Annotated in this window: 24 protein-coding genes; 12 read left to right on the forward strand and 12 right to left on the reverse strand. The window is 60.8% G+C overall.

Annotated elements, in window-relative coordinates:
- Positions 1-236 precede the first annotated feature (236 nt).
- Positions 237-671, forward strand: coding sequence for an Hsp20/alpha crystallin family protein (locus tag ABWV89_RS13835; protein ID WP_353397837.1), 435 nt, complete (start codon positions 237-239; stop codon positions 669-671).
- A gap of 90 nt (positions 672-761) precedes the next feature.
- Here ABWV89_RS13835 and ABWV89_RS13840 read toward each other — a convergent pair whose 3' ends face one another.
- Together ABWV89_RS13840 and purU are read right to left on the reverse strand one after the other, a co-directional pair.
- Positions 762-1631: a LysR substrate-binding domain-containing protein gene (locus ABWV89_RS13840; protein ID WP_353397840.1), complete on the reverse strand. Its 870-nt coding sequence runs from the start codon at positions 1629-1631 to the stop codon at positions 762-764.
- Complete coding sequence (gene purU / locus ABWV89_RS13845) at positions 1628-2476, reverse strand: formyltetrahydrofolate deformylase (protein ID WP_353397843.1); 849 nt, start codon at positions 2474-2476, stop codon at positions 1628-1630. Before purU ends, ABWV89_RS13840 begins: the two co-directional genes overlap by 4 nt.
- Positions 2477-2588: 112 nt before the next feature.
- Between purU and aptA the strand changes: the two genes are divergently transcribed.
- The 3 genes from aptA to ABWV89_RS13860 are packed head-to-tail and all read left to right on the forward strand — an operon-like array spanning position 2589 to position 6150.
- Positions 2589-3929, forward strand: coding sequence for an omega-aminotransferase AptA (gene aptA / locus ABWV89_RS13850; protein WP_353397846.1), 1341 nt, complete (start codon positions 2589-2591; stop codon positions 3927-3929).
- Between the two features lie 50 nt (positions 3930-3979).
- Positions 3980-5077: an SPFH domain-containing protein gene (locus ABWV89_RS13855; RefSeq protein ID WP_353397848.1), complete on the forward strand. Its 1098-nt coding sequence runs from the start codon at positions 3980-3982 to the stop codon at positions 5075-5077.
- Positions 5078-5088: 11 nt separating this feature from the next.
- Positions 5089-6150 (forward strand): zinc ribbon domain-containing protein, encoded by a 1062-nt coding sequence (locus tag ABWV89_RS13860; RefSeq protein ID WP_353397851.1) that lies wholly within the window; start codon positions 5089-5091, stop codon positions 6148-6150.
- Positions 6151-6164: 14 nt separating this feature from the next.
- Here the strand turns inward: ABWV89_RS13860 and ABWV89_RS13865 are convergent, their stop codons facing one another.
- From ABWV89_RS13865 to ABWV89_RS13885, 5 genes are all read right to left on the reverse strand, one after another.
- Positions 6165-7073: a ChaN family lipoprotein gene (locus ABWV89_RS13865; RefSeq protein ID WP_353397854.1), complete on the reverse strand. Its 909-nt coding sequence runs from the start codon at positions 7071-7073 to the stop codon at positions 6165-6167.
- A gap of 8 nt (positions 7074-7081) precedes the next feature.
- On the reverse strand, positions 7082-8224 hold the full coding sequence (locus ABWV89_RS13870; protein WP_353397857.1) for an ABC transporter substrate-binding protein: 1143 nt from the start codon (positions 8222-8224) through the stop codon (positions 7082-7084).
- Positions 8225-8384: 160 nt separating this feature from the next.
- The gene (locus ABWV89_RS13875) at positions 8385-8669 is read right to left on the reverse strand and encodes a BTH_I0359 family protein (protein ID WP_353397860.1); all 285 of its coding nucleotides are present in this window, start codon (positions 8667-8669) and stop codon (positions 8385-8387) included.
- A gap of 193 nt (positions 8670-8862) precedes the next feature.
- Positions 8863-10149 (reverse strand): DUF3108 domain-containing protein, encoded by a 1287-nt coding sequence (locus ABWV89_RS13880; protein ID WP_353397863.1) that lies wholly within the window; start codon positions 10147-10149, stop codon positions 8863-8865.
- Positions 10150-10154: 5 nt separating this feature from the next.
- Positions 10155-11030, reverse strand: coding sequence for an IclR family transcriptional regulator (locus ABWV89_RS13885; protein ID WP_353397866.1), 876 nt, complete (start codon positions 11028-11030; stop codon positions 10155-10157).
- 162 nt (positions 11031-11192) lie between these two features.
- Between ABWV89_RS13885 and ABWV89_RS13890 the strand changes: the two genes are divergently transcribed.
- The 4 genes from ABWV89_RS13890 (at position 11193) to ABWV89_RS13905 (ending at position 15689) form a co-directional block, all read left to right on the forward strand.
- On the forward strand, positions 11193-12215 hold the full coding sequence (locus tag ABWV89_RS13890; protein WP_353397868.1) for a fumarylacetoacetate hydrolase family protein: 1023 nt from the start codon (positions 11193-11195) through the stop codon (positions 12213-12215).
- Positions 12216-12411: 196 nt separating this feature from the next.
- Positions 12412-13842: a DUF4178 domain-containing protein gene (locus ABWV89_RS13895; protein ID WP_353397871.1), complete on the forward strand. Its 1431-nt coding sequence runs from the start codon at positions 12412-12414 to the stop codon at positions 13840-13842.
- A gap of 52 nt (positions 13843-13894) precedes the next feature.
- Positions 13895-14116, forward strand: coding sequence for a DUF350 domain-containing protein (locus ABWV89_RS13900; protein ID WP_353397874.1), 222 nt, complete (start codon positions 13895-13897; stop codon positions 14114-14116).
- The gene (locus ABWV89_RS13905; RefSeq protein WP_353397877.1) at positions 14109-15689 is read left to right on the forward strand and encodes a polyamine aminopropyltransferase; all 1581 of its coding nucleotides are present in this window, start codon (positions 14109-14111) and stop codon (positions 15687-15689) included. The genes ABWV89_RS13900 and ABWV89_RS13905 overlap by 8 nt, the downstream gene beginning before the upstream one ends.
- A gap of 11 nt (positions 15690-15700) precedes the next feature.
- On the opposite strand, the gene ABWV89_RS13910 is transcribed toward ABWV89_RS13905, so the two are convergent.
- From ABWV89_RS13910 to ABWV89_RS13925, 4 genes are all read right to left on the reverse strand, one after another.
- Positions 15701-16084, reverse strand: coding sequence for an S-adenosylmethionine decarboxylase family protein (locus tag ABWV89_RS13910; protein WP_353397880.1), 384 nt, complete (start codon positions 16082-16084; stop codon positions 15701-15703).
- 7 nt (positions 16085-16091) lie between these two features.
- The gene (locus tag ABWV89_RS13915) at positions 16092-16505 is read right to left on the reverse strand and encodes a VOC family protein (RefSeq protein ID WP_353399257.1); all 414 of its coding nucleotides are present in this window, start codon (positions 16503-16505) and stop codon (positions 16092-16094) included.
- Positions 16506-16659: 154 nt separating this feature from the next.
- The gene (locus ABWV89_RS13920; RefSeq protein WP_353397883.1) at positions 16660-17037 is read right to left on the reverse strand and encodes a hypothetical protein; all 378 of its coding nucleotides are present in this window, start codon (positions 17035-17037) and stop codon (positions 16660-16662) included.
- 68 nt (positions 17038-17105) lie between these two features.
- Positions 17106-17492 carry a TraR/DksA family transcriptional regulator gene (locus ABWV89_RS13925; RefSeq protein ID WP_353397885.1) on the reverse strand — a complete coding sequence of 129 codons (387 nt, stop codon included), beginning with the start codon at positions 17490-17492 and terminating at the stop codon, positions 17106-17108.
- Between the two features lie 272 nt (positions 17493-17764).
- Here ABWV89_RS13925 and ABWV89_RS13930 point away from each other — a divergent pair, with 272 nt between their 5' ends.
- Both ABWV89_RS13930 and ABWV89_RS13935 read left to right on the forward strand, forming a co-directional pair.
- Positions 17765-18715: a PhaM family polyhydroxyalkanoate granule multifunctional regulatory protein gene (locus ABWV89_RS13930; protein ID WP_353397888.1), complete on the forward strand. Its 951-nt coding sequence runs from the start codon at positions 17765-17767 to the stop codon at positions 18713-18715.
- Positions 18716-18727: 12 nt separating this feature from the next.
- The gene (locus tag ABWV89_RS13935) at positions 18728-20014 is read left to right on the forward strand and encodes an FIST signal transduction protein (protein ID WP_353397891.1); all 1287 of its coding nucleotides are present in this window, start codon (positions 18728-18730) and stop codon (positions 20012-20014) included.
- 16 nt (positions 20015-20030) lie between these two features.
- On the opposite strand, the gene ABWV89_RS13940 is transcribed toward ABWV89_RS13935, so the two are convergent.
- The gene (locus ABWV89_RS13940) at positions 20031-20762 is read right to left on the reverse strand and encodes a helix-turn-helix domain-containing protein (protein WP_353397894.1); all 732 of its coding nucleotides are present in this window, start codon (positions 20760-20762) and stop codon (positions 20031-20033) included.
- 187 nt (positions 20763-20949) lie between these two features.
- Between ABWV89_RS13940 and ABWV89_RS13945 the strand changes: the two genes are divergently transcribed.
- Positions 20950-21795, forward strand: a complete 846-nt coding sequence (locus tag ABWV89_RS13945; protein WP_353397897.1) for a hypothetical protein — start codon at positions 20950-20952, stop codon at positions 21793-21795.
- Between the two features lie 56 nt (positions 21796-21851).
- A complete protein-coding gene (locus tag ABWV89_RS13950) occupies positions 21852-23795 on the forward strand; it encodes an MFS transporter (protein ID WP_353399259.1) in 1944 nt (647 codons plus the stop codon).
- Positions 23796-24126 lie beyond the last annotated feature (331 nt).

Consider the following 24126-nt stretch of genomic DNA (forward strand, 5'->3'; position numbering starts at 1 on the left):
CAGTTTAGAGGCAGATGTTCTGTCGGGGGTGAAAGTTCTTTCAGCACGCCTTGAAACTGGTCAAACCTTCCGCTGATTGGGGTTTGCGCTCTAAACCAGCCGTCGAGTGGAGACGGGCTCTTGAAAACCAAGCGGCCAAACATCAATTGCGAGATCAAGGCAGGGTGACCCACTGGAGGGGTCTGACCAATGCCATTTTTTCCTCGTATTTGTTCTGCAGCAAGGAGTTGTGAAACATGAACACGCACACACTGATGACCCGTTCAGGTCTGCTCGATGACTTTTTCAAGGACGTGGCCCCTGGCTTTTTCGTCAAGCCTCTGCATGGCGACCCACTGCCTGCGCCATCGCAAATGAAAATCGACGTCAAGGAGACTGATGCCAACTACACCGTCATGGCTGAAGTGCCTGGGGTGAGCAAAGAGGACATACACGTCAACATTGACGGGAACGTCGTGTCACTGAGTGCCGAAGTCAGGCAGACCGATACCGAAACGAAAGGCGAGAAGGTGCTCCGCAGCGAACGCTACTACGGCTCTGTTGCGCGCAGCTTCCAGTTGCCCGTGGAGATTGACAATGAGGCTGCCAGGGCCCGGTATGAAAACGGCGTGCTCGTCCTGACGCTGCCCAAGAAGGTCAACAAGCCGGGCCAGCGTCTGACGGTGGAGTGAGCTTTCAGGCCTTCTTGGCCGTCCTGGTTCTTTTCGCAGGTAGCCCGGCTTAGGCCTGGCTGCCCTGCCGGTGCCTGGCTGCCGGGGGCTTCAGGACACCGTCTTCTTCAGCCACTCGGCGAAGGCGGCACACTCCCAGCGGTCCATGGTGCCGGTACGCCAGCACAGGTAGTGCGCATGAGGGCTGGGGACATGCCGATCAAACAGGGGAACGAGGGTTCCGCTCTCCAGCCATGGGGCTGCCAGCTTCAGGCGCAGCAGTCCCACGCCCATGCCGGCAGACGCCGCGTCGCACATGAGACCGACATCGTTGAACTGTGATCCGTCGGTGGGTTCGGGCCAATCGAGGTCGTGGGCGGCAAACCAGGTTCTCCAGGGCTCCAGGGGGCTGCGCAGCAGCGGTACCCCTTCGAGGTCATTCACGCTCTGGAACGGGCCATGTTCCCGGGCAAAGGCGGGAGAGGCCAAGGGCGTGACTTCGTCCTTGAGCAGACAGATGTGCTCCACATCGGCATACCGCCCAGTGCCGTAGCGAATGGTCAGGTCGGCGTCTTCCGCCACCACGTCCAGCAAAGGAATGCTGACCTGCAGGGTCAGGTCAATCTCGGGGTAGGCGTCGCAGAACTGTCGCAGTTTGGGCAGCAGAATGGAACGGGAAAACGTAGGCGTGACGGCCAGCTTGAGCTTGCGGCGCCCGGGGCTGGTGCCAGCACCAGGGAAACGCTGCAGGGTAGACAGGCCTTCACGCACATTGGCCAGGTATTCGCTGCCTTCCGTGGTGAGCGAAAAATCGGCCCGGCCAAACAGTTTGACACCCAGCAATTGCTCCAGCTGCCGGATGCGGTGACTGACCGCGCTGGGTGTGACACACAATTCCTCGCTTGCCTGCGTCACGCTGCGCAGGCGCGCCAGTGCTTCAAACGTCAGCAGGCACTGGATGGGCGGGATGCGTGTGCTCACTGGAAAACAACCGTCTTGTGGCCGTTGAGCAGCACGCGGTGGTCGCTGTGCCATTTCACTGCGCGCGCCAGTACCTGGCTCTCGGTGTCGCGGCCGGTTGCCGTGAGGTCTTCGACTTCGTAAGTGTGATCCACCCGGGCCACGTCCTGCTCGATGATCGGGCCCTCATCCAGGTCTGCCGTCACGTAGTGGGCGGTGGCGCCGATGAGTTTGACGCCGCGGTCATGGGCCTGGTAGTACGGCTTGGCCCCCTTGAAACTGGGCAGGAAGCTGTGGTGAATGTTGATGGCGCGACCGGCCAGCTTCTGGCACATGTTGTCACTCAGGATCTGCATGTACCGGGCCAGGACCACCAGTTCGGCGCCTTCCTGCTCAATGATGTCGAGCTGCCTGGCTTCGGCCTGCTCTTTGGTGGCCGCCGTGACCGGGATGTGGTGGAACGGGATGTTGTAGCTGGCCGCCAACTGGTAGAAGTCCCGGTGGTTGCTCACGATAGCCCGCACATCCAGGCGCAGAAGCCCGCTTTTCCAGCGGAACAGCAGATCATTGAGGCAGTGGCCTTCCTTGCTCACGAAAATCACTGTCTTCATGGGCTCGGCCAGGGGGTTGAGGCTCCACCTCATCTCAAAGCCGCTGGCGAAAGCGTTGAGCTGGTCGCGGAGGTCCTGGGGCGCCAGGTCCGGGCAAGTGAACTGCACCCGCATGAAGAACAGGCCGGTGTCGTGGTCGTTGAACTGGGCCGCTTCTTCAATATTGCCTCCTCTGTCCAGCAAGAAGCCGGAGACAGCATGGACGATGCCGCGGCGGTCCGGGCAGGAGAGGGTGAGAACGTAACTGTTTTTCATGACTCCGGCATTTTCGCAGGAACTGCCCGGCTTTGCCCGGAACGGTTCCACAGGCTTGGCGCCGGTGCCACAATGGTGTCGAGTTTCATCGCCATACTTGCCGGAGAACCCCATGGCATTCAACGACCTGCGCATGGACAACCAGTGGTTGCCATTCACCCCCAACCGCACGTTCGGCAAAGACCCCCGGGTCTTCGTCAAGGCCGACGGCATGATGTTCACCACCCATGATGGCCGTCAGGTCATCGATGGTATTTCCAGCCTCTGGTGCGTGGGGGCAGGGCACAACCGTGCGCCCATCAATGACGCCATCAAGCGCCAGGTCGATACGCTGGACTACGCCACAGCCTTCAATATCAGCAACGATCAGGCCTTTGTGGCTGCGGAGAAGATTGCTGCGCTGGCCCCTGGCGACCTCAACAAGGTGCTGTTCTGCAACTCGGGCAGCGAAGCAGCCGATACATCGTTGAAGGTGGCGCTGGCCTACCATCGAGCCCGTGGCGAGGGCCACCGAAACATCTTCATCGGCCGTGAGCGCGGCTATCACGGTGTGAATTTCGGCGGCATGAGCGTCGGTGGTATCCCGGCCAACCGCAAGGTCTACGGTACGTCCCTGCTGCCGCGAGTGGATCACCTGCGATTCATCCACGACCCGGTCAATCACGCCTACATCAACAACCAGCAGCCTGTGTGGGCGGAAGATCCGCTGCTGGAGCTCGAGCAGCGCATTCTGCCGCTGCACGATCCGAGCAATGTGGCGGCCATCATCGTCGAGCCCATCGCCGGCAGTGCAGGCTGGTACATCCCCCCCAAAGGCTACCTGCAGCGCTTGCGCGAGATCTGCGACAAGCACGGCATACTGCTGATTTTTGACGAGGTCATCACGGGCTTTGGACGCCTGGGAACGCCTTTCGCCGCCGACCACTACGGCGTCGTGCCCGATATGCTGAATTTTGCCAAGTGCGTGACCAATGGCGTCATTCCGATGGGCGGGGTGATTTGCCGGCAGCACATCTACGACGACATGATGGGCGCGCACGGCAGCGCACCCGACCATGCCATCGAGTTCTTCCATGGCTATACCTATTCAGGCCACCCTGTGGCTTGCGCCGCAGCGTCCGCCACGATTGACCTGCTGCAGTCGGAGAACTTGTTCGAACGCGCCGGTCAGATGGGCCAGCAGCTGGGGGATGCCGTGCATTCGGCCTGCAAGGGGCTGCCCAATGTGGTCAGCATCCGAAGTTACGGTTTGGCCGCGGCGGTGGAGCTGGCATCTGCGCCAGGAGCGCCAGGCAAAAGGGCTTACGACGCATTTCTGCATGCGTTCCAGCGTGGTGTGCTGGTCCGCAGTGCAGGCGACAACCTGGTATTTGCGCCGCCCTACATCGTGGAGTCATCGCACATTGATACCATGGTCAATGTGCTGGCGGATGCCATCAAGGCGCAAGCCTGAGCGCAATGCCCGCCTGAAACCACCAACACAACGCCAATGAGGAGGAAACGATGGCACTGATGGATTTCATCAACAAGCAGTGGATCGACATCATCGAGTGGCTCGATGACTCTCGGGATACGCTGTCCTACCGCTGGCCGGACGACGACAAGGAAATCAAGAACGGCGCCCAGCTGATTGTTCGTGAGAGCCAGGTGGCGCAGTTTGTGTATCTGGGCAAGTATGCCGACACGCTTCAGCCCGGAAAGCACACGCTCACCACGGAGAACATTCCCATTCTCAGCGATTTGCTGGGCTGGAAATACAAGTTCGAGTCGCCCTTCAAGGCAGACGTTTACTACGTCATCACCCGCACCTTCACGGGCAACAAGTGGGGCACGTCCAACCCGGTGATGATGCGCGACGCCGATTTTGGCGCTGTGCGTATCCGGGCGTTCGGCACTTTCGACTTCAAGATCGTTGATCCGGCCCTGTTCCTGAGGGAGGTGGCAGGGACCGACCACCATTTCCGCCTGGACGAGTTCCATGATGTCATGCGCTCGCGGATTGTCAGCGTATTCAGCGACACACTGGCGTCGGCCAAGGTGCCAGTCCTGGATGTGGCCACTCGGTACTCAGAGCTGGGCGATGCGCTGCTCGAGCCCGTGAACCTGGTCATGCGTGAGAAGTACGGTATCGAGATGACGGCATTCGTTGTCGAGAACGTCTCGGTGCCCAAAGAGGTGGAAGAGGCCATCGACAAGCGCGGCGCCATGACTGCGATCGGCAATCTCAACGATTACGTCAAATACAACATGGGCAACGCCCTGGCCGACGGCAAGGCCGGGGTGGCCGGCATGGGTGCGGAGCTGGCCACAGGCCTGGCGATGGGGCAATCCATGCTGCAGGGGCTGGGCGGAGGCGGCGGTGCTGCCGTGCCGGGCATGCCGGGCTTCGTTCCGGGCGCCATGGGCGGCGCTGCCGTCGCTGGAGGAGCACAAGCCGCCGCGGCAGTGACCGTGCTGACGCCTGAGCAGGTGGCGGAAATGCTCAGCGTATCCCCGGCCGATGTGCTGGTCGAGCTGGAGAATGGCAACCTCAAAGGCAAGAAGATCGGGTCTCAGTGGCGCGTTCCCCGCAAGTCTGTGGATGAGTTTCTGGCGGGCTGAGTCGATCGCACATGCGTGAAGAGGAACTGGCGGCCAAGGAAAAGCTGTCCTGCCCTGCCTGTGGTGGCGAGGCGCACTGGAACCCGGCCAAGAAAGCCCTGATCTGCGCGTACTGCGGCACCGAGTCGCCCTATGAGCTCGTCGAGGAAGGTGAAATTGTCGAGCATGATCTCGTCACCGCCTTGCGTGAGGTGCCTTCGAGCGCGCGCGGCTGGGAAGCAGAGCGGCGTGCCGTCAAGTGCCAGCACTGTGATGCCATCAGTGTTTTCAGTGCCGAGCAACAAGGCAGCCGTTGCGATTTCTGTGGCTCGAGCGCGCTCGTGCCTTTTGAAGAGACGGACGACATCATTCGGCCACAGGCCTTGCTTCCGTTTGATGTGTCCGAGTCCCGTGCGCGCGACCTGGTTCGTCAGTGGTATGGCTCGCGGTGGTGGGCACCCAACAATCTGAGCAAGCGTGCTCTCACCGATACGCTCAAAGGGGTCTACCTTCCCTACTGGACGTTCGACGCCCAGGCGAGTGCGAGCTACACCGCAGAAGCGGGGGAACCCTACCAGGACAGTGAGGGCAAGCGCCGCGTACGCTGGTACCCGGTCAGCGGATACGTGGAGCACTTCTTCGACGACACGCTGGTCTGTGGCTCGCGTGGCGTGCATCCGCGTCTGGTACAGGCTGTCGAGCCGTTTCCGACCACGGACAAGCTCAAGAGCTACGACGCCGGATACCTCAGTGGATGGACCGTGGAGCGTTATCAGCTCGATCTTGTGGCGTCGGCCGAGCGCGGGCGCCAACGCATGCGAGAAGGCTTGCGGCAGCTGTGCTCGCAAGACATTGGCAACCCCTTGCAGAGAGGATTGCGCATGGATGACAGCTTTAGCGGGCAGACCTTCAAGCACATCTTGCTGCCCATCTGGCTGGTGGGCTACGACTATGGCCGCAAGGACTATCAGGTGGTCGTCAACGGTGTGACGGGGAAAGTGGCCGGGGAGCACCCGATCAGCTGGGTCAAGGTGGCGCTGGCCGTGCTGGCAGCCATCATCGCGCTGGTGATCTACGCTTCGGTCTCCCGCTAGGCGGAAGCATTCTCTCAGCGAGGTTTGCCAAAGGTCCGTCGCATCTCCACGCAAGGGTCTTCACGGTCGAGTGCTGGTGTGCGCCAGAAAGTGTCGGCAAGTGCAGGGGGTATTTCTTCCGGGCCTGACTGCATCAGCACCACGTGCGTCTGCGGGCTCAGACTGTCTGGCAAGTGTGTCGTAAGCCCTCTGTCGCGACGTGCATGTTCGGCTCCCGTGATGAGTACAACGGTATGGCCATGCCGCTGACTCGTCTCAACAGCGGTGGCGGCGGTCTGTGCCATGGTGGCGTCCCGTGCGAGCTGGATCCTGAGCATGGGCTGAAGCTGTGTGCGTGGTAGCAAGCGGCAGTGGGCAAGTTCGATGTGCGTGAGCAGTGCTTGTGACTGCTTCTCGGGCAGATGCGGGTCCAACGCTGCGGATGCCATCACTTCCCTGTGACGTGCTTTGGGCAGGTTGGCGCCCCTGACCTCGACCCCTGCTGCGACGGCGGTCATGATGGCCGGGCCATAGCTTGTCCAAGGCCATCCGCTGTCATTCCAATGCAGCTGCTGGCGGACGGTGGCCTCTGGCGCGTTTTTCGCAAGGCCTGCTGTGCTCACGCCCTGGTCAGCCATCTCGAGAAGCAATGCGCCCAGTCGTTTGCGCTGGACCAGGTGCGAGACCACTTCTTTTTCAAGTTGGTGGTGAGCTGGTGCATCGTGCTCCTCGCCCAGCACGATGAGCGGGGCATCGGGCAGTTGCCGAACCAGCGCGGACGCGGTCGCCAAATCAGGTGAAGCCGGCTGGGTGGCTGCGGTGCATCCGGCCAGCGCCAGTGTGATTGTTGTGACTGCACTGGCGACCATTCGGCGCGCCGCCAGCGAACCCGCCTCCGCTGGCTGACCCGCTCGGCACACCAAGGCACGCAGGGTCACCATCATGAGGCTTGTCAGTGCTGGAAGCGCCCTCGGCGGGTGAACAACGCCAGGTCCACAAAGTTGAGGCCGGGGTTCTCGCCATTGAGGTAGCTGATGGTCAAGCCGTCAAACTTGATGACCGAGCCATTGAGCTTGCTGACAAACGACGCTCTCGTCGGCTTCGGGCCGGCAAGCTTGAGTGCCTCGGCCATGGCTTTGGTGGTCAGATAGCCTTCGAGGCTTCCATAGGAAAACGAAACGTCCGGCATGTACTGCTTGAAGGCGGCCTGGTAGGCACGGGTGATCTCTGTCTTGCGCTCCCATGGGCTTGGCACCACCTGCGCAAACACCATGCCGTGCGACAGGTCCCCCAGATGGTCTGCCAGCTGGGATGAACCGGAGTTCACCCCGTAGAAGTAGGCTTTGACGCCCATCAGGCGGGCCATCTTGATCAGGCGCTGGTAAGCGCTGACGCTGCCATGGTTGAACACCATCTGTGCGCCACTGGCGCGAATGCGGTCCACAGTGGCACGCACCTGCCCCTCGGATTCATCTGATCCAAATGGCAGGTCGGCCACAAGCTCCATGCCCGTCTTGTTCACGTGTCTGACGACGTTGGCCAGGTGTTGTTCGCCGGTCGCTGTGCTCTTGCGATAGAAGCCGACCTTGGTGATGCCGAGGCTGCGCGCCTGATCGAGCAATGCGACGAATTCTTCGCGGTGTCCCACGCGGACAGGAAACACGATCGGCTTGTCCGCTTCGCGCAACCCTGGCGAGCCGGCCATGGGGCCAAAGAAGGGCACGTCATGTTCCAGCGCGACCTTCATGACAGCGGTCGATGGGCCCCCCTCAACTGAACCGAACAGGGCAAACACCTTGTCCTTCTCGATCAGCTCTTTGGCATTGGCAGCGGCATTCTCGGCTGAGCCATCATCGTCCAGCACCTTGATGGCGATGGCTCTGCCATGAACGCCGCCCGCGGCATTGATTTCTTTCAGCGCGACCTCCACGCCCTGGCGAACCGCGACACCGTAGTCGCTCTTGCCCTGTTTGAGTGTGATGTTCTGGCCGAGGAGAATTTCTCTGGCGGAGACGCCGTCTTCAGCTTGAGCGACGGATACCGTCAGGCATGCGGTAAGTGCGAGCGCGCGCAGTGCGCTTTTGGCAATGGTCATGATGGCTTTTCCTCAGGGGTTGCCTGAAGTCCCTTTTCGTCTGTTTGTGTCAAAGGCAACAAGACGATTATGGATGGTCACAAACGCGACAGCCAGTCAAGCCGGGATTATTGGGCGCGAAAACAGCGCCAGTGTGCGAAGGAAAGGGGACAGCGTTGCGTCAGTGCATCACGACAGGCATCTGTGCCAGAGACGAATAGCTGTCCAGCGTGTCTTCGACTTCTTCCTGGGACGGGGTGTGATCTTGCCAAGCCTGGATCTGCAGCTGGAACATCTCTGCCCATGAGCCGTCGAGGTAGACCTCTTTGCCAGAACGTTTGTCCACGATCTCGAAGCCATGGCGCGGCATCAGCGGAAGATCTTCCGCTTCAGGCGTGTCGACTTCGGGCGCGTTGGCCAGGATGTGGACGACTGCAAAAGTATCCGAGTCGTAGAGCATGTTCATGGCTTCAATATCCTCCATTGAGAATAACCCCTGTATGTTCTCTGTTATCGGCCATTGGCCGGGAAAACTCAAGTTTTCTGTTCATTCAGATGGGGATGCACCTTCACGGTTCAAGAGTTGTGGTGCAACTTCTACACCTGAGGCGTCCTGGCACCGCATCAGTGCATTGACGGCACTGGGCGCCGGCATGGCGTTACTGCTGTACGTTGTCGAGCGTCAGCTCAAGGAAGTCGCCGTTGCCTTCGTCCAGCCGGATGAGGACCGGCATGTGATCCAGGGCTGGTGCCAGTTCGATCGTCACGGACTTGTCTCTTGAGCCGGCGCCCTGACGGTACAGCCGAATCACGTCGAATTCGCCCGCCCCAGTGCGTGTGCGATTCGGTGGAAGGACGCGAAACTGCCAGACGGCGGTGCTGCGTGTGTCACTCACTGGCAGGATGATGATCCCGCCGGGCTGAAACAGTCCGGGCTGTGCCTTGGCCAGTGCGGCGAGCTGGAGTGTCACCGACAACTGGTCCTGGTTGCCAGACCGCAGCCGGTCCTGCTGGCCGTTGCGGCGGTAGAGCACCTGGCCGGTGTTGCGGTCAAACTCGGTCCGTCGCTCCCGTCGGCTGATGTCATCAAACCGCTCTGGCGCCAGGCCTTGGGGCGAGACACGCCCCCGGCTGATGGATCGCCGGCTTCCCAGTAGGAAGGCGCCGATTTCCAGCTCGGCGCGGTAGGCGTTGCCCTGGTTTTGCCAGGTCAGTTCACCTGAGCCGCGATAGTCGAGCCCTTTGCTCTTGGACCTGGCGAGATAGCCTAGGCGGGCATTGCCAGGTGGCGTGGCCGGTCCCATGGTCGTTGCCGGTTCGTCGGCCGTGGGCATGGCTTGCACTGGCTCCGGGGCTGAGGTGGCCGTGGCCTGTGGCGTCAACGCCTGGGGTGATGCTGGCTCTGTGGTCTCCGGGAGAGTGTCGTCAGCGACGGAGATCTCGTCAGACATGGAGCCGTCTCGACCGCCTTGATCGCTCTGAACGTCTTGGAAGTCCTGGATGAGTGATTCGTCCTGAGCCGGCAGAGGATCAGTACCTGCGTCCTCCTGTATTGGCGTGTCAGGAACAGGCTCCGGAGCAGGCTCCGGGACCGGCGGGACAACTGGGAGAGGCTTGGGCGGTGGTGGCGCGGGAGGAGGTGGTGGTGGCGGAGGAGGGGGAGGAGGTGCGAGCACCAGCCAGCGAAAGTCGCTGGATGCTGCGGGCGCGATGCGCAGCTGACGCTGGCCGGATGCCAACGCCGCGTCTTCGCCGGAGGCGGTGGCAGGCGGTGGCGTGCCTGGCATGCCCAGGCCTGAGGGCCCGCCCGGAACAATGGCTGGGCCCCACTCCACCAGTATGGCGCCATGGGCCACCATCACGGCCAGACTGAGCCAAAGCCATGTGCTTCGGCGTGGACCTGCCTCAGTCCATTGTCTGCCAGCAGACGTCAGAGCCAGGTCCATGATGATCAGTCGCTGCTGGATGGTCCGCGGTAGCCCAGATCCGCACTGAGCTGCTGGGCGCATGCCCGAACTGCTTGCCCCTGGGGGCTGCTCCAGCGGGTGTCCATGGTCATCACGGAGCCCAGTACCACGATGCCCATGGCCAGATGGCCCTGGGCGTCAAAGACGGGGGCACAAAAGCCCGCCACGCCAGGCAGCAGGCTGTGGACCACGCGAGACATGCCGTGGTCTCGCGCTTCCTCGATCATGGTCTGTACCTGGGCCGCCGTGCGCGGAAGGTCGCCCATTTCTGCTGGCGCAGCAGCCGGCAGCTTCTTGATGGTGGCCAATTCATCCTTGATCATGGCGGCCATGCGTGAAGCGTCCCGGCTTTCGTGGGGCATGAAGGCGGCGAAACAGCGACCCGTGGCGGATGAGAGGATCGGCATCACGTCGCCCAGGCGCAGGCGAACTGGTGCAGTTTGCGGCGCTTCGTTCCAGTGCACCATGGTCGGCCCCTGGTTGCCCCATACGGCGATGGCCAGGGTGTTGCCGGTCTGGAGAAGCAGGTCAGCCATGCGCTCGCGCGCCAGCTTGACGGCGTCGATCCGGCTCAGGCTGGCCAGACCCAGGCGCAGGGCCGAGGGCCCCAGGTCATAGCGGGTAGTGGCCGGGTCTTGCAGGACAAGCCCCAGGCGTTGAAAGCTCACCAGGTACCGGTGGGCTTTGGCCGCGCTCATGCCGGCGGCAGCGGCCAGGTCCTTGAGCATGAGGGCACCGGGCGCCTGAGCCAGGGACTCCAGGAGCTCAAAGCCCACCTCGACCGATTGGATGCCTGCGCGGGTGGCGTCGTCAGACTTTGATTTGGCAGGGGAGGGCAGGGCAGAACGAGAAGACGGCATGGGGCAGGAAAGTACCTTCGCAGTGGCTGACCCGGCAGGCTCGGCTTGCGATTCAAATTACGAATTGGTAAACTTGTTCAACTAAACGAAATCTCGTGTCATCCTGTCATGCGATCTGCTCGCGGGCAAAATGTTGGCACTTCAGCGACTCAGGAGACTCCAATGAAACTGGCCACCTACAAAGACGGATCCCGTGATGGGCAACTGATTGTTGTCTCTCGCGACCTGTCGATGGCCCATTATGCGACGGGCATCGCCCAGACGCTGCAACAGGTGCTGGACGACTGGAATTTTCTGTCTCCCCAGCTGCAGGACTTGTACGTGACGCTCAACAACGGCAAGGCGCGCCATGCCTTCCCGTTCGATCCGGCCATGTGCATGGCGCCATTGCCGCGCGCCTATCAGTGGGCCGACGGCTCGGCTTACATCAACCATGTGGAGCTGGTGCGAGCAGCCCGTGACAGTCAGGTGCCAGAGTCCTTCTATACCGACCCTTTGATGTACCAGGGCGGCAGCGACGACTTCATCGGCCCTTGCGATCCGGTGGTGGTGGCCAGCGAAGACTTCGGCATCGATTTCGAAGCAGAGATCGCCGTGGTGACCGAAGATGTGCCGATGGGCAGCACGCCTGAACAGGCCCTGGAAGGCATCCGCCTGGTGATGCTGGCCAACGATGTCTCGCTGCGCAAACTCATTCCAGCCGAACTGGCCAAAGGTTTTGGTTTTTTCCAGAGCAAGCCAGCCACGGCGTTCAGCCCGGTTGCGGTGACGCTCGATGAGCTGGGAGACAGCTGGCAGGGTGGTCGCTTGCACCAGACGCTGCAGTCCACATGGAACGGCCGCAAAGTCGGCATGTGCGAAGCCGGCCCGGAGATGACCTTCCATTTCGGCCAGCTCATTGCGCACATCTGCAAGACCCGCAATGTCCGTGCGGGCTCGATTGTGGGGTCCGGTACGGTGAGCAATCAGGCCGTCGAGAAAAATGGCAAAAAAGAGTGGCCGAAGGGCTACAGCTGCATTGCTGAAAAACGAGCCATCGAAACCATTCTGGATGGCAAGCCGAGCACAGAATTCATGCAGTTTGGTGACACCATCCGCATCGAAATGAAGGGTGCGGACGGGCAGAGCATCTTTGGCGCCATTGCGCAGACGATCGCACCATTGAGCCCTTCGGCAGAAGACTGAGCCAGATACGCTCCACTGCATCCGAGGACGCAGCCGGTATGATTCCCCCGAAGCACTGAGTGCGACAGGGGGAGCATGCTGGCTGTTTTCATTCAACAACTGAGAGAGCGCATCAAGGCGGTGATGCGTCCGAATACGCGTGTCTGATTCGGCTCAACGCGCCTACACTGCGCCATGCCCAGGGTGTGGCGCGCCCGTGTCCTTTGTCAGCGCGCAATCCTCGCACGCGGTCTGCGAGTTCTGCCAGTCTGTGGTAGTCAGGCAGGCACAGACCCTGGCCCGCGTTGGCAAGGTGGCGGAGGAGTTCGCCGACTACAGTCCGCTCAGGCTGGGCCAGCGCGGCCAATGGAAAGGGCGCGACTTCACCCTCGTCGGTCGCCTGCAATTGGGGGTGGAGAATGCGCGCTGGACCGAATGGCAAGCCGCATTTGCCGATGGCAGCGGGCATGCATTTCTCAGTGAGGACAATGGCGCGTTCGTGATGAGCGAGCGGCAAGTCCCGGGAAGAGAGCTGCCCCCAGCGAACACATGGAAGCTTGGCGCTGCTGTCAAATTCCGGAGCAAGCCCTACACCGTGACGCTGGTGCGTCAGGTTAGAGTGGTGGCCGCGCAGGGAGAGCTGGCACATCTGCCCCCCATTGATGCAGCGTTCACGCTGGTTGAGTTGCGGTCTTCAGACGGTCAACTGCTCAGTTTCGAGTACGGCGACAACCGTGCAGAGGTTTGGTCGGGGCTGCCGGTGGACCTTGCCAGCCTTGGCATGGAGGGTCTCTCTTCAGCCTCCGAAGAACGCGAAGAAGCCAGGCATTTCAACTGCCCGGCCTGTGGCGGACGAGTCGATGTCAAACTGGCTGAAACGCGCAGCATTTCCTGCTCGTCATGTGGCACGCTGATCGATGTCTCGAATGGGGTTGGAGCAGAAGTCGTGGCGGCCAAGGCCAGCCAGCACGTGACGCCAGCCATCGCCCTCGGAAAAACCGGCACGCTGTTCGACAAACCCTGGCAGGTGGTGGGCTTCCAGCGCAAGCAGGGCGAGGATGACGAAGACACTTTCGAATGGGATGAGTATCTCCTCTACAACCATGGCGGCGGCTTCGCTTTCCTGGTCAAGGACGAATCGGGCTGGCGCTTCTCCGAGGTGCTCACAGGTGCGCCAGACATCAAGCGTGGGCGAAAGCCCATGGCCTCCTATCAGGGCAAGCACTACTTCCTGGCGGAGTCCTACTCATCATCCACGCGATATGTTGAAGGCGAGTTCTTCTGGCAGGTCAAAACCGGCGAGCAAACCCGTCACCGGGACTTCCGGGGGGCGGCAGGCGTTGCGGACCAGCTGTGTGAAGAAACAACCACCGGTGAAGTGGTCTGGTCCCGGAGTTCACCGGTGCCGGCCAACGTGGTACTGGCGGCTTTTGGACTTCCTCTTGAGCGCCTGCCAGCGTATTCACCCAAATCAGGAATGGGCAACTGGATCGTGTTCGGCCTGATTGCGCTGCTTCTGATCGTCAGCCTCTCGCTTCTCAGTCATGCCGATCAATGCGACCCTGCGGTGGAAGACTGCCGCTCAACCCAGGGGCGAAGTTATTCCGGCGGGGGACTTGGGCGCGCCAGTGGTGGCTGGCACAAGTGAGGCTCCCCGCATGGCATGGTGATGCACAAACATTTGTTGGAAGGAAACGAAGATGGAAATGGAATGGTTCAGGCCCGCGGCTTTTATCGACTCGATCGTGTTTGCACTGGTGGGCGTACTGGTTTTCTGGGGCAGCTTCATCGTGATAGACAAGCTCACACCCTACGACCTTTGGCGAGAACTGGTGGAAAAGCAAAACCGAGCCCTGGCTTTGGTTGTGGCGGCAATGTGCCTCGGTGTGTCGATCATCGTGGCTGCAGCCATTCATGGCTGACTCGCCCGGCTCACCTGCACTCGAAGGCAGGGGCGTTGACGAGAGCACAGGTCGGCGATCTGTACCCAAGCCGGCGGAGTTGGCACTGTTGGCGGGGGTGTTCGTCGTGGCCGCCTGCGGGTTGGTCTACGAGCTGGCGGCGGCGGCTCTGGCCTCCTATGTGCTCGGGGATTCCGTACTCCAGTTTTCCACAGTCATCGGAAGCTACCTGTTTGCCATGGGGGTCGGCTCATGGCTGTCTCGTTACTTCAAAGAGCAGTTGCCCACGCAGTTCCTGCGCATAGAGCTGCTGATCGCATTGGTGGGCGGTGCATTGCCTGCCGCGCTCCTGCTCATCAATGCCTACCGGCCAGAGATCTTCCAGGCCTCCCTGTACGCAATGGTGCTGTTGATTGGCACCCTGGTGGGCCTGGAGATTCCGCTTGTGATGCGGATACTGCGTCAGCACCTCGGCATGCGACAACTGGTCTCCGACGTGCTGACATACGACTATCTCGGCGCATTGGCGGTGTCCATTGCCTTCCCTCTGTGGCTGGTGCCTCAACTGGGCCTTGTGCGCACAGGCCTGCTGTTCGGGTTCATGAACCTGCTGGTGGCAGCCTGGACCTTGTGGCTTTTTCGCGCAGTCGTCTTGCATGTCCGCGCATACTGGATCGTGTGGTTTCTGACGACGGTTGCCATGGCGTTGGGCTGGTCGCAGGCCAACAGGTTCACTACGCTGGCTGAAGACCGCATGTTTGGCGACACGGTCGTGCTCGCTGACTCGACCCCTTATCAACGCATCGTGCTGACCAACGGCCCTTGGGGGATGCGTCTCTTTCTCAACGGAAACCTGCAGTTCTCACAACAGGACGAATACCGCTATCACGAGGCGCTGGTGCACCCGGTTGCCTCTGCATTTGGAGGTGACGGTCCGAAGAAGGTTGCGGTGCTCGGTGGCGGCGACGGCATGGCGGTGCGTGAGCTTTTGCGCTACCCCTCAGTCGAGAGCATCACACTGGTGGAGCTGGACCCGGCCATGACGCGCCTGTTCGCGTCGGACGAACGACTGGTCCGGCTCAACGGCGCCGCACTTCAGTCGCCCCGCGTGAAGGTTGTCAATGAGGATGCATTCCAATGGCTGGAAGAGGTGGATGAGGTCTTTGACATCATCGTGGTGGATTTCCCCGACCCGACCAACTTCTCCATTGGCAAGCTGTACTCGCGCTCGTTCTATGCGCTGTTGTCGCATCACCTGTCAGCCAGCGGTTACGCGGTGGTGCAGTCCACCTCACCATTGGTGGCAAGGGAGAGCTTCTGGTCAGTCGAGGCAACCATCGCCGCCGCAGGTCTTTCCACCCGTCCTTACCACGCACACGTCCCGAGCTTCGGAGAGTGGGGCTTCATTGTGGCCAGCCATCGCCCTTTCAGGATGCCTGAGCGGTTGCCCCCGGGCCTGCGGTTTCTCGATATGGCGGGCCTGCCCGGCCTGTTCGAGTTTCCGCTGGACATGCAAAAAGTGCCGGCCAAGGTCAACCGTCTGTCTGACCAGACGCTTGTTCAAACCTATGCCAGAGAGTGGGGCGCCGACTGACGGGGCGCCCCTTAGCGCACCGGCAGGCGCCCCCGCGTGATGCGTTGCCGGCTGACGGTGTCTGGCTCGAACCAGTCCAGCAAGGCATCAAGCAGGGCTTGGGCACGCTTGGAGTTGTCTGAGCTGAAATTGCAGACGTAGACGTCCAGACTCACACTGCCCGATTCGGGCCACGTGTGGACACTCAGGTGTGACTCTGCCAGGAGAATGGTGGCTGTGACGCCGCCAGGGCCTGCTTCTGTCCCGGGGAAACTGTGCGCAACCTGCGCGACCGGTGTCAATCCATTGGCCCTGACCAATCGGTCGCATGCAGCGAGCAGTCGGTCAGCATTGGTCATGCGCTCTTCTTCGCAGGCGCATGACCGAAGGTCAGCCAGCAGGTGCAGCCCGTCCATCGTGTGCTCAGTGGGCGTATATGTCGTCCCGGCTGGCAAAACCCTTGATTTCGATAGGGTTGCCACTCGGGTCGGCGAAGAACATCGTCCATTGCTCGCCAGGCTGGCCAAGAAAGCGTCCCTGGGGCTCAAGAATGAAGTCGATTTTTTGGCTCACCAGGCGTTTGGCCAGGTCCTGCCAGCTGGGCAGTGGCAGCACCAGACCAAAATGCGGCATCGGAACGGCCTGGCCGGCCACTTGTCCGGTGCGCGCCACCGCCATGGGTGTACCCAGGTGCAGCGAGAGCTGGTGACCGAAGAAATCGAAGTCGACCCAGGTGTCTGTGCTACGGCCTTCGCGGCAACCCAGTGTGTCGCCATAGAACGCGCGAGCTGCCGCCAGGTCATGCACATGGATGGCCAGGTGAAATGCACTGGGCAACTCAACAGTGGCTTTGGAAGCTGGGTCGGAATTCATGCAGCAAGCATAGCAAAGCCGCGAGGGGAGCAGACAAAAAAAGCCCGCTATCCAGCGGGCTTGTGCGGGCAATCGATGTCAGCATTTTCTGCCGGCTTTTTCTCTCGCTCTTGCCTGTTTACATCTGGGTCGGATCGGCGGCGGTTTTGTCGTACTTGAGAAAGTACTGGCGTGCCATGGCCACCAGTTGAGCATCGGTAGGGTGGTCGGCCGCCACCACGTCTACCACCGATTTGTCGATGGCATGCGCGTGATGCTTGCAATATTCCCTGAATTCGATCTTGGCGTTTGCCGGCCCGGTGACCAGGATTTCATGCACACCTTCGAGCGCAGTGGCGACCTGGGCGAAGTACTCCTTCCCAGCCGAGGCGTTGGCGTGTTTTGGCTTGTGGTGGCTTCGGCTCTTGATCCTCTGCGACTCGACATGCTCCCGGTCGAACATCAGAACGTGGGCTTCGTTGTGATCGAGCCAGACGACAGCATGGAATGTGGTCATAGGGGAAGTTCCTTTCTGCTTTCTATGTTGGGATGGATGTTGGTTCGGTTGGCGCGTTGGGTCCTGGGTCAGTAGCCGGCAGGCGGGCGTTCGCCGCTGTTCTTCTCGTGCTTCTCCTGGCAGGCGAGGCAGCGCGTGGCAGTAGGCGCGGCATGCAGTCGGGCGGTCTCGATGTCGGCGCCACAGGCATTGCAAACCCCGAAGCTGCCGTCCTCGATTCGCTTGAGGGCGTTGTCGATGGCCACCAGCTCTTCAGATTCGCGCTCTTCCAGAGCGATGTTCAGATCCCGCTCGGCATCAGCCGTGGCCCAGTCATCGCTCTCATTGGCCTTGGCCTCTGCAGCCGCCTCTGCTCGCCCAATGGTGCCTCCGCGGTGTTGCCGCAGCTGCGCCAGCACGTCGCTGCGCATTTGCCGCAATTGCTGGCCAAAGGTGTCGGAGATGTTTTCGCTCATGCTGCTTCCTCGGGTTGTTGCTTGAATTGGGAGGGAAACCCCGCAATGCTGGTGTCATTTCTCCCTTTACCATGACCTCATGGTGCGCCTGCAGGGGCGGGAGCGACTTGATGAAGGTCAACAAACCCTGCAAGCTCACCCCGGGGGCACGTGAGCGCATTGACTCCCGCTTTGCGCAGTGCTGTGGCATGCTTGTATCAGGCCGGTCGCCGCCGGTTGCAGACATTCCGTGTGTCCTGGGTGGGCACTGTCCATATGGTTGAGGAGACACCATGAGCGAGAGCAGCGGATTCGGAAAATTTGTGCCTGGTTTTGACTTCCTGCAAAACCTGGCTGGACAGGCCGCCAGCGGCGTAGCGCAGGGCATCAGCCAGAACATGCCGCAGTTGCCCAATCTCAGCCACTGGATTGCACCCACCTTCAACGTCGAAGAGCTGGACAAGCGGATCGAGGAGCTCAAGGCAGTGCACTACTGGCTGGACCAGAATGCGAAGGCACTGGGCGCAACCATTCAGGCGCTGGAAGTGCAGAAGATGACACTGGCCACGCTGGAGCACATGAACTTCAGCATGGGTGATGTGGCCAATGCGTTTAAGCTCAAGGCGGCCGATTCTGCCGTCGGACTGGGTGGATCCGGTGCTCCGGTGCGCCAGCCGGCCAAGAAGTATTCGTTCAAGCTCGACGAAGCGTCTAATGAGTCATCGGAAATGGCGTCTGAGCCTCCGGCACCACCCAAGCGGCGACGAAGCACGTCATCGAAGTCCCACAAGACGGGGCAGACCGCATCGTCCGCAAAGGCTGCGCCCAATCTGGCCGACCCCATGCAATGGTGGGGCGGCCTGACACAGCAGTTTCAGTCGATCGCGGCCAATGCCATGAAAGATGCCGCACGCAACGCTGCGCTCGACAGTACGCGAGACCTGGCCACCGACATGACGGGCAAGGCCATGAAGACGGCGACGGACATGGCAGGCAAGGTCGCTGGCACCATGATGGGCACAGCCGGAGCGATGGCTGGTGTCGGGAAGGCCGCCATGGGCAGTGCGGCGAAGAAAGCTGGCGCGTCAACCAGGAAAGCGGCGGCCAAGGCGCCGGCGGGCAAAGCGAAGACCAAGGCTGGCTCGGCCAGTGGCGCCCGCAAATCCACGGCGCGCAAAACCAGCGCAAGCAAAAAACCTGGCACACGCAAGACAACCACTGGCCAAAAGAAAACCAGCCGCTGAGGTCTGACCCGGATGGCACTTTTTCCAAGTGGGCATGCGACCCACCCTCAATGGCCGATGGCGCTGGCGCTCGTCGTGGCGCAGCTCAGGGCCCAGATGGCGCTTCCAGGGTATGCGTCCTCGCCGTCGCTTGGCTTGCTGTACGTCACGGACCACTATGCAGGCGACGCCGAGCAGCTTCTGGATGCCTTGTCAGCAGAATTTCCCGAGGTGACGGATTGGGCTGGTGCGGCAGGCCTGGGGATCTGTGCGAGCAACGCGGAGTATTTCAACGAACCGGCGATGTCCGTGATGCTGTGCGACCTGACGCCGGATCAATACCAGGTCTTCAATGGTGTGGCCCCGCTTCGCAGCCGCCTTGCACCACAGACCGCACTGGTGCATGCGGATCCGGCAACGCCAGACCTTCCCGAACTGGTGGCAGAGCTGGCTGGCCGAATGGGTGCAGGCGAGGTATTTGGCGGACTGGTGAGCAGTCGGTCGGCCCAAGTGCAATTCTCGGTTGGCAGTGCCGGAAACATCGACGGTCACGGCGCTGCAACCGGCGCTTTTGTGGGTGGCTTGAGCGGTGTGGCATTTGGCGCCGATGTGGCGTTGATCACCAAGGTGACGCAGGGTGCTCAGCCCATCGGGCGTCTGCGCACGGTAACGGAAGCCAATGGCAATCTGGCCTTGCGTCTTGATGGTGAGCCAGCCTTTGATGTGCTGCTGGAAGAAGCGGACATCCATCTCGACGACCCACAGCAGGCGATGGCCCGTTTGCGTTCAACGTTTGTCGGGCTCTGTCCTCCGGGCCGTACAGACTTGCAGGGTGATCAGGCTCGCTCCTGGCAGCGCCGCATGCTCGAGGCTGACGTTCTGGTGCGGCACATCATCGGAGTGGATCCGGGGCGGCGAGGCGTTGCCGTGGCAACGGATCTTTCCGTTGGAATGGGTTTGGCTTTCTGCGAAAGACATGTGCAGGCTGCCAGGGCAGACCTCATGCGTGTGTGCGCCGAGATCCGGGAAGAGCTCGAGCCGCAACTGGTTGAGCAGGACATCGCACTGGAAATGGCCGATGCGGATATGTCGTCCCTTGCGCACCCGGCGCGACGGATGCTCGGTGCCGTGTATGTCAGTTGCACCGGACGCGGCGGGCCACATTTTGGCGGGCCGAGTGCCGAGCTGCACATTATTCGTCAGGCCCTGGGCGAAGTGCCTCTGGTGGGCTTCTTCGCAGCGGGCGAAATCGCGGGCCGCCAGATCCTGGGCTACAGCGGTGTGCTGACTGTCTTCACTGCGCCCTCAGAGGAGGCCTGACTCTGCCAGAGTCGATTCAGCGCCGTAGCCTTGCAAAGGCTTCAAACTCCCAGCTGCGCATGGCGAGCAGCAAGGTATAGCCGCCCTTGTCCTTGTCATCGAGCTTCTGGTCGGTCTGGTGCTGTTGGGCGAAGTCCTGTGCCACCTTGTGCAGCCGCTCCAGAAACACCGGGGCCAGCGCCTTGCTGACTGACCCGTGCACCAGCAGCACACCTTCGCCGTGGCCGTCAAAACCACCTGAGAAGTAGTCCAGCACAGCGTTCTCGCGGAAGTAGTCCATCACAGGTCCGTGAGGGCGCCAACGAAATGCTTTGGACAGCTTGAGACGATAGCGGTTCATTGGGCGCAATTCAATGATGCCGATGCGGTCGAGCTGAGCCAGGTACTTCACACACTCAGCCTCGGTGAGTTGGTAGTAGCCGCTGATCTGCTCCACCGTCCACTGGCTCAGCACACAGATGGCCATCAGGAGCAGCTTCTTGTCCGCCACCACAGCGCGTTCTTGCTCCAGCGTCATCTCCTTGAGCAATGGCTGGCTGTCGGCCACGCGACGCGCGAGCTCGGAAAACTCCAGTTTCAGTGCCCGGCAGATATCGTCCACGCGGGAGAGTGACATGTCGCCTTTGGCCAGCATGCGCTTGACGCTGGATTCCGCCATGCCCATGGATGCCGCCAGGTCGGCGTAGGTCATCTGCGCGCTCTTGAGTTCCTTCTTGATCACGCGCACCAGTTCGAGGGTGTTGCTCACGTGGTCTCCTCCTTGTTGGGACTGTTATCGGTATAGAAAAACGGTACGAAAAAATCTGTATGAGAAAACTGTACCAGATATTTGTTCTTTTTTTATCCTTGGGAAACCCAGACTTCCGTGAACAACTGGCCGGTGCCCATTTGAACCGGCACCGAATCACACCGCCAGCTTTCCACTGGAGTTCCTCATGTTTTTGTCCCTTCCATCCACCGTCTCGCAGCCCGCACGGCGTCAGCCACTCATACAGTCCATGCTGCTGGCTTTGGTGATCTTGTGGTGTGCAGCCTTGCTGATACCGCCCACCTGGTTGGCCGACGCAGGGCTTTCTCTCAATGCCCATGGACACCAGCATGTGTATGCGCATGGCCATCCGTTCGTGGATGCGCGCAGCTTTGGGGGGATTCCGAATGCCATGGACGTTCTGAGCAACCTCCCGTTTCTGCTGGCTGGTATTTGGGGTCTGCGTTTGCTGCGCCACCCTGGCAACGCCTGGGTGGTGGAAAACCGCAGCGCCGCGTCAGTGTTCTTTGTGGGCTTGTGCCTCACGGCCCTGGGGTCAGCCACTTACCACTGGGCGCCGAACGCATGGACCCTGGTGGGTGACCGGCTTGGCATGGCCGTGAGCTTTGCCGGTGCCATGGGGCTGGTGCTTGCTCATCGGGCTGATCGTTCCACCGCACAGATCGCCATGTGGGGCATGTTGTTGCTGGCGGCAGTTTCCTCTGCGATGCCAGCCGTTCACGATCAGGTGTTGCCATGGGCTGTCGTGCAGTTTGGTGGCGTGGCATTGATTTTGGTGGCGGCTGCCGTACGGCCTGATGCCTCCAAGCCGCGCTTGGCCGTTGGTGCGCTGATCGCGCTTTACCTGGTGGCCAAGCTACTGGAAATGGGCGACGCCTGGGCTTTCGAAGCCACCGGCCACTGGATATCTGGTCACAGTCTCAAGCATCTTGTCGCTGCGATGGCTGCTTGGCCCGTGTGTGCCGCCATCGTGAACAGGTTTCCTGCCAAGCCTCAGGCAGAATGCGCATGAGCCGCACCAAGACGGTAGAGCGTTCATTCAGCGATCGCCAAACAACAACTTCCGAGATGGAGGCATCAACCATGCAGCACGCACAAGAGCATGCGTCTTCCGGGCAGTTCGGCCTGATGAAGCAGCGTCGTTTCGCACCCTTTTTCTGGACCCAGTTTCTGGGCGCTGCGAACGACAACCTGTTCAAGTTCGCTTTCACCGTGATGGTCACCTACCAGTTGCAGGTGCAGTGGTTGCCGGCAGACATGGCGGGGCTGGTGATCGGAGCCTTGTTCATCCTGCCCTTTTTGCTGTTTTCCGCCACCAGCGGGCAAATGGCGGACAAGTACGATCGCCGCGTGCTCATCGTGTGGCTCAAGCGCATTGAGGTCTTGATCATGGGCCTGGCTGCTCTTGGCTTCTTTTTGCCTTCGGTGCCTGTTCTGTTGGCCTGCATCTTCCTCATGGGCTTGCAGTCGGCCGTGTTTGGTCCGGTGAAGTTCGCCTATCTGCCTCAGCATCTGCATGAGCGTGAACTCACCGGGGGCAATGGCATGGTGGAAATGGGCACCTTTGTGGCCATCTTGCTGGGCAACGTCGCTGGTGGCTTGATCATTGGTGTGCCAGAGATCGGCGCGCACCACGTGGGCTTCACCTGCGTGGGGTTGGCGGTGTTGGGGCGCTTGGCAGCGCACTACATTCCAGCCTCTCCGGCCATGGATCCGCAGCTCGTGATGAACTGGAATCCCGCCACCGAAACCTGGCGAAACCTCAAGCTGGCCGCCGAAAAGCCAGTGGTGTTTCGCTCTGTGCTGGGTATCAGCTGGATGTGGTTTTTTGGCGCTGTGTTTCTCAGCCTGTTCCCGGCCTTTGCCAAAGATGTGCTGCACGGCAATGAGCAGGTGGCGTCGGCGTTGCTGGTCGTTTTTTCTGTGGGTATCGCCACCGGCTCTTTGCTGTGCGAAGTGCTTTCGCGGCGTCACGTGGAGATCGGCCTGGTGCCGGTGGGCGCGATCGGCATGACCGTGTTTTCCATCGACCTGTACTTTTCAACCCGCGGTTTGCCTCCCGCAGCAGAACTGTCGCTGGGCGCTTTCATGGCAGACCATGCGCATTGGCGCGTGCTGGCGGATCTGGCTTTGCTCAGCTTGTTTGCAGGCCTGTACAGCGTGCCCATGTACGCACTGATCCAGATGCGCAGCCAGCCCACGCACCGGGCACGCATCATCGCGGCCAACAACATTCTCAACGCGCTGTTCATGATTGCCAGCGCCCTGATCGCTGGTGCGCTGCTGGCAGCGGACGTGACCATTCCACAGATGTTCCTCATCGTGGGCCTGGCCAATGCGGTGGTGGCCTTCTACATCTTCATGCTGGTACCCGAGTACTTGCTGCGCTTTGTGGCCTGGGTGGCATCGCGCCTGGTGTACCGCTTCAAGGTAACGGGTGACGACGCCATTCCCACTGAAGGCGCTGCCGTTCTCGTTTGCAACCACGTGAGTTTTGTGGACGCTGTGCTGCTGATGGCCGCCAGCCCACGCCCGATTCGATTCATCATGGACCACCGCATCTTCAAGATTCCAGTGCTGGGCTGGTTGTTCAAGCTGGCCAAAGCCATTCCCATTGCATCGCAAAAGGAAGATGCAGCAGCCTACGAAGCAGCCTTCGAGGAGGCCGCAAAGACCTTGCGACACGGTGGCTTGCTGGCCATCTTCCCGGAGGGCGTGATCACGCGCGATGGCAAGCTGCAGCCTTTCAAGGGCGGTGTGATGAAGATTCTGGAGGAAGCTCAAGCCGATGGACTGAAGATTCCCGTGATCCCCATGGCCTTGACCAACCTCTGGGGCTCTTTTTTCAGCCGCATCGAAGAACGCCGGGGCGAGAAGGTGGCCATGGTTAGGCCGTTTCGCCGAGGCTTTTTCAGCCGAGTCGGCTTGAATGTGGGCAGCGCGATGGAAAGTGGAGTTGCATCGCCTGAAGTCATGCAGCTGAAAGTCGCAAGGTTGCTGGAAGCAGTGTGAAAGGCATCACAGGCCCGTTGTTGGCAAAGCAACAGCGGTCAGTGGGCCATTCGCAGAAAGAGCGACAGGTGTGATGGGCTTAACGCTCTGCCCAACCGGTTTTACGCACAGACCACCTTTTCACTTCATCATTGAGTCATCGGTTGGAAGTGAAGTGCTCCAGCCGATTCATGTCTCTCCTTAAACATGAAGATTCGCAAGGCCGATTCTTGGAGTTCGCTCCTCGATGGTGTCAGGGAAGAGTTCTCGGGTGCAGCTGGTCCCTGCATGAGTGCTCTGATAGTGAATGGATAGTTTAGTGAAGCAAGCTTTGGGTGTGTCGCGGTTGTCG

Source organism: Hydrogenophaga sp. 5NK40-0174, assembly GCF_040372165.1.
Classification (GTDB): Bacteria; Pseudomonadota; Gammaproteobacteria; order Burkholderiales; family Burkholderiaceae_C; genus Hydrogenophaga.

Excerpts from the sequence above, each read along its gene's own strand:
- ABWV89_RS13885 (WP_353397866.1), bottom strand. The coding sequence starts at position 11,030 with ATGCCGTCTTCTCGTTCTGCCCTGCCCTCCCCTGCCAAATCAAAGTCT.
- aptA (WP_353397846.1), top strand. The coding sequence starts at position 2,589 with ATGGCATTCAACGACCTGCGCATGGACAACCAGTGGTTGCCATTCACC.
- ABWV89_RS13910 (WP_353397880.1), bottom strand. The coding sequence starts at position 16,084 with ATGGACGGGCTGCACCTGCTGGCTGACCTTCGGTCATGCGCCTGCGAA.
- ABWV89_RS13950 (WP_353399259.1), top strand. The coding sequence starts at position 21,852 with ATGGAGGCATCAACCATGCAGCACGCACAAGAGCATGCGTCTTCCGGG.
- ABWV89_RS13905 (WP_353397877.1), top strand. The coding sequence starts at position 14,109 with ATGGCTGACTCGCCCGGCTCACCTGCACTCGAAGGCAGGGGCGTTGAC.
- ABWV89_RS13865 (WP_353397854.1), bottom strand. The coding sequence starts at position 7,073 with ATGATGGTGACCCTGCGTGCCTTGGTGTGCCGAGCGGGTCAGCCAGCG.
- ABWV89_RS13925 (WP_353397885.1), bottom strand. The coding sequence starts at position 17,492 with ATGAGCGAAAACATCTCCGACACCTTTGGCCAGCAATTGCGGCAAATG.
- ABWV89_RS13935 (WP_353397891.1), top strand. The coding sequence starts at position 18,728 with ATGGCACTTTTTCCAAGTGGGCATGCGACCCACCCTCAATGGCCGATG.
- ABWV89_RS13900 (WP_353397874.1), top strand. The coding sequence starts at position 13,895 with ATGGAAATGGAATGGTTCAGGCCCGCGGCTTTTATCGACTCGATCGTG.
- ABWV89_RS13860 (WP_353397851.1), top strand. The coding sequence starts at position 5,089 with ATGCGTGAAGAGGAACTGGCGGCCAAGGAAAAGCTGTCCTGCCCTGCC.
- ABWV89_RS13835 (WP_353397837.1), top strand. The coding sequence starts at position 237 with ATGAACACGCACACACTGATGACCCGTTCAGGTCTGCTCGATGACTTT.
- ABWV89_RS13930 (WP_353397888.1), top strand. The coding sequence starts at position 17,765 with ATGAGCGAGAGCAGCGGATTCGGAAAATTTGTGCCTGGTTTTGACTTC.
- ABWV89_RS13855 (WP_353397848.1), top strand. The coding sequence starts at position 3,980 with ATGGCACTGATGGATTTCATCAACAAGCAGTGGATCGACATCATCGAG.
- ABWV89_RS13880 (WP_353397863.1), bottom strand. The coding sequence starts at position 10,149 with ATGGACCTGGCTCTGACGTCTGCTGGCAGACAATGGACTGAGGCAGGT.
- ABWV89_RS13890 (WP_353397868.1), top strand. The coding sequence starts at position 11,193 with ATGAAACTGGCCACCTACAAAGACGGATCCCGTGATGGGCAACTGATT.
- purU (WP_353397843.1), bottom strand. The coding sequence starts at position 2,476 with ATGAAAAACAGTTACGTTCTCACCCTCTCCTGCCCGGACCGCCGCGGC.
- ABWV89_RS13870 (WP_353397857.1), bottom strand. The coding sequence starts at position 8,224 with ATGACCATTGCCAAAAGCGCACTGCGCGCGCTCGCACTTACCGCATGC.
- ABWV89_RS13920 (WP_353397883.1), bottom strand. The coding sequence starts at position 17,037 with ATGACCACATTCCATGCTGTCGTCTGGCTCGATCACAACGAAGCCCAC.
- ABWV89_RS13945 (WP_353397897.1), top strand. The coding sequence starts at position 20,950 with ATGTTTTTGTCCCTTCCATCCACCGTCTCGCAGCCCGCACGGCGTCAG.
- ABWV89_RS13875 (WP_353397860.1), bottom strand. The coding sequence starts at position 8,669 with ATGAACATGCTCTACGACTCGGATACTTTTGCAGTCGTCCACATCCTG.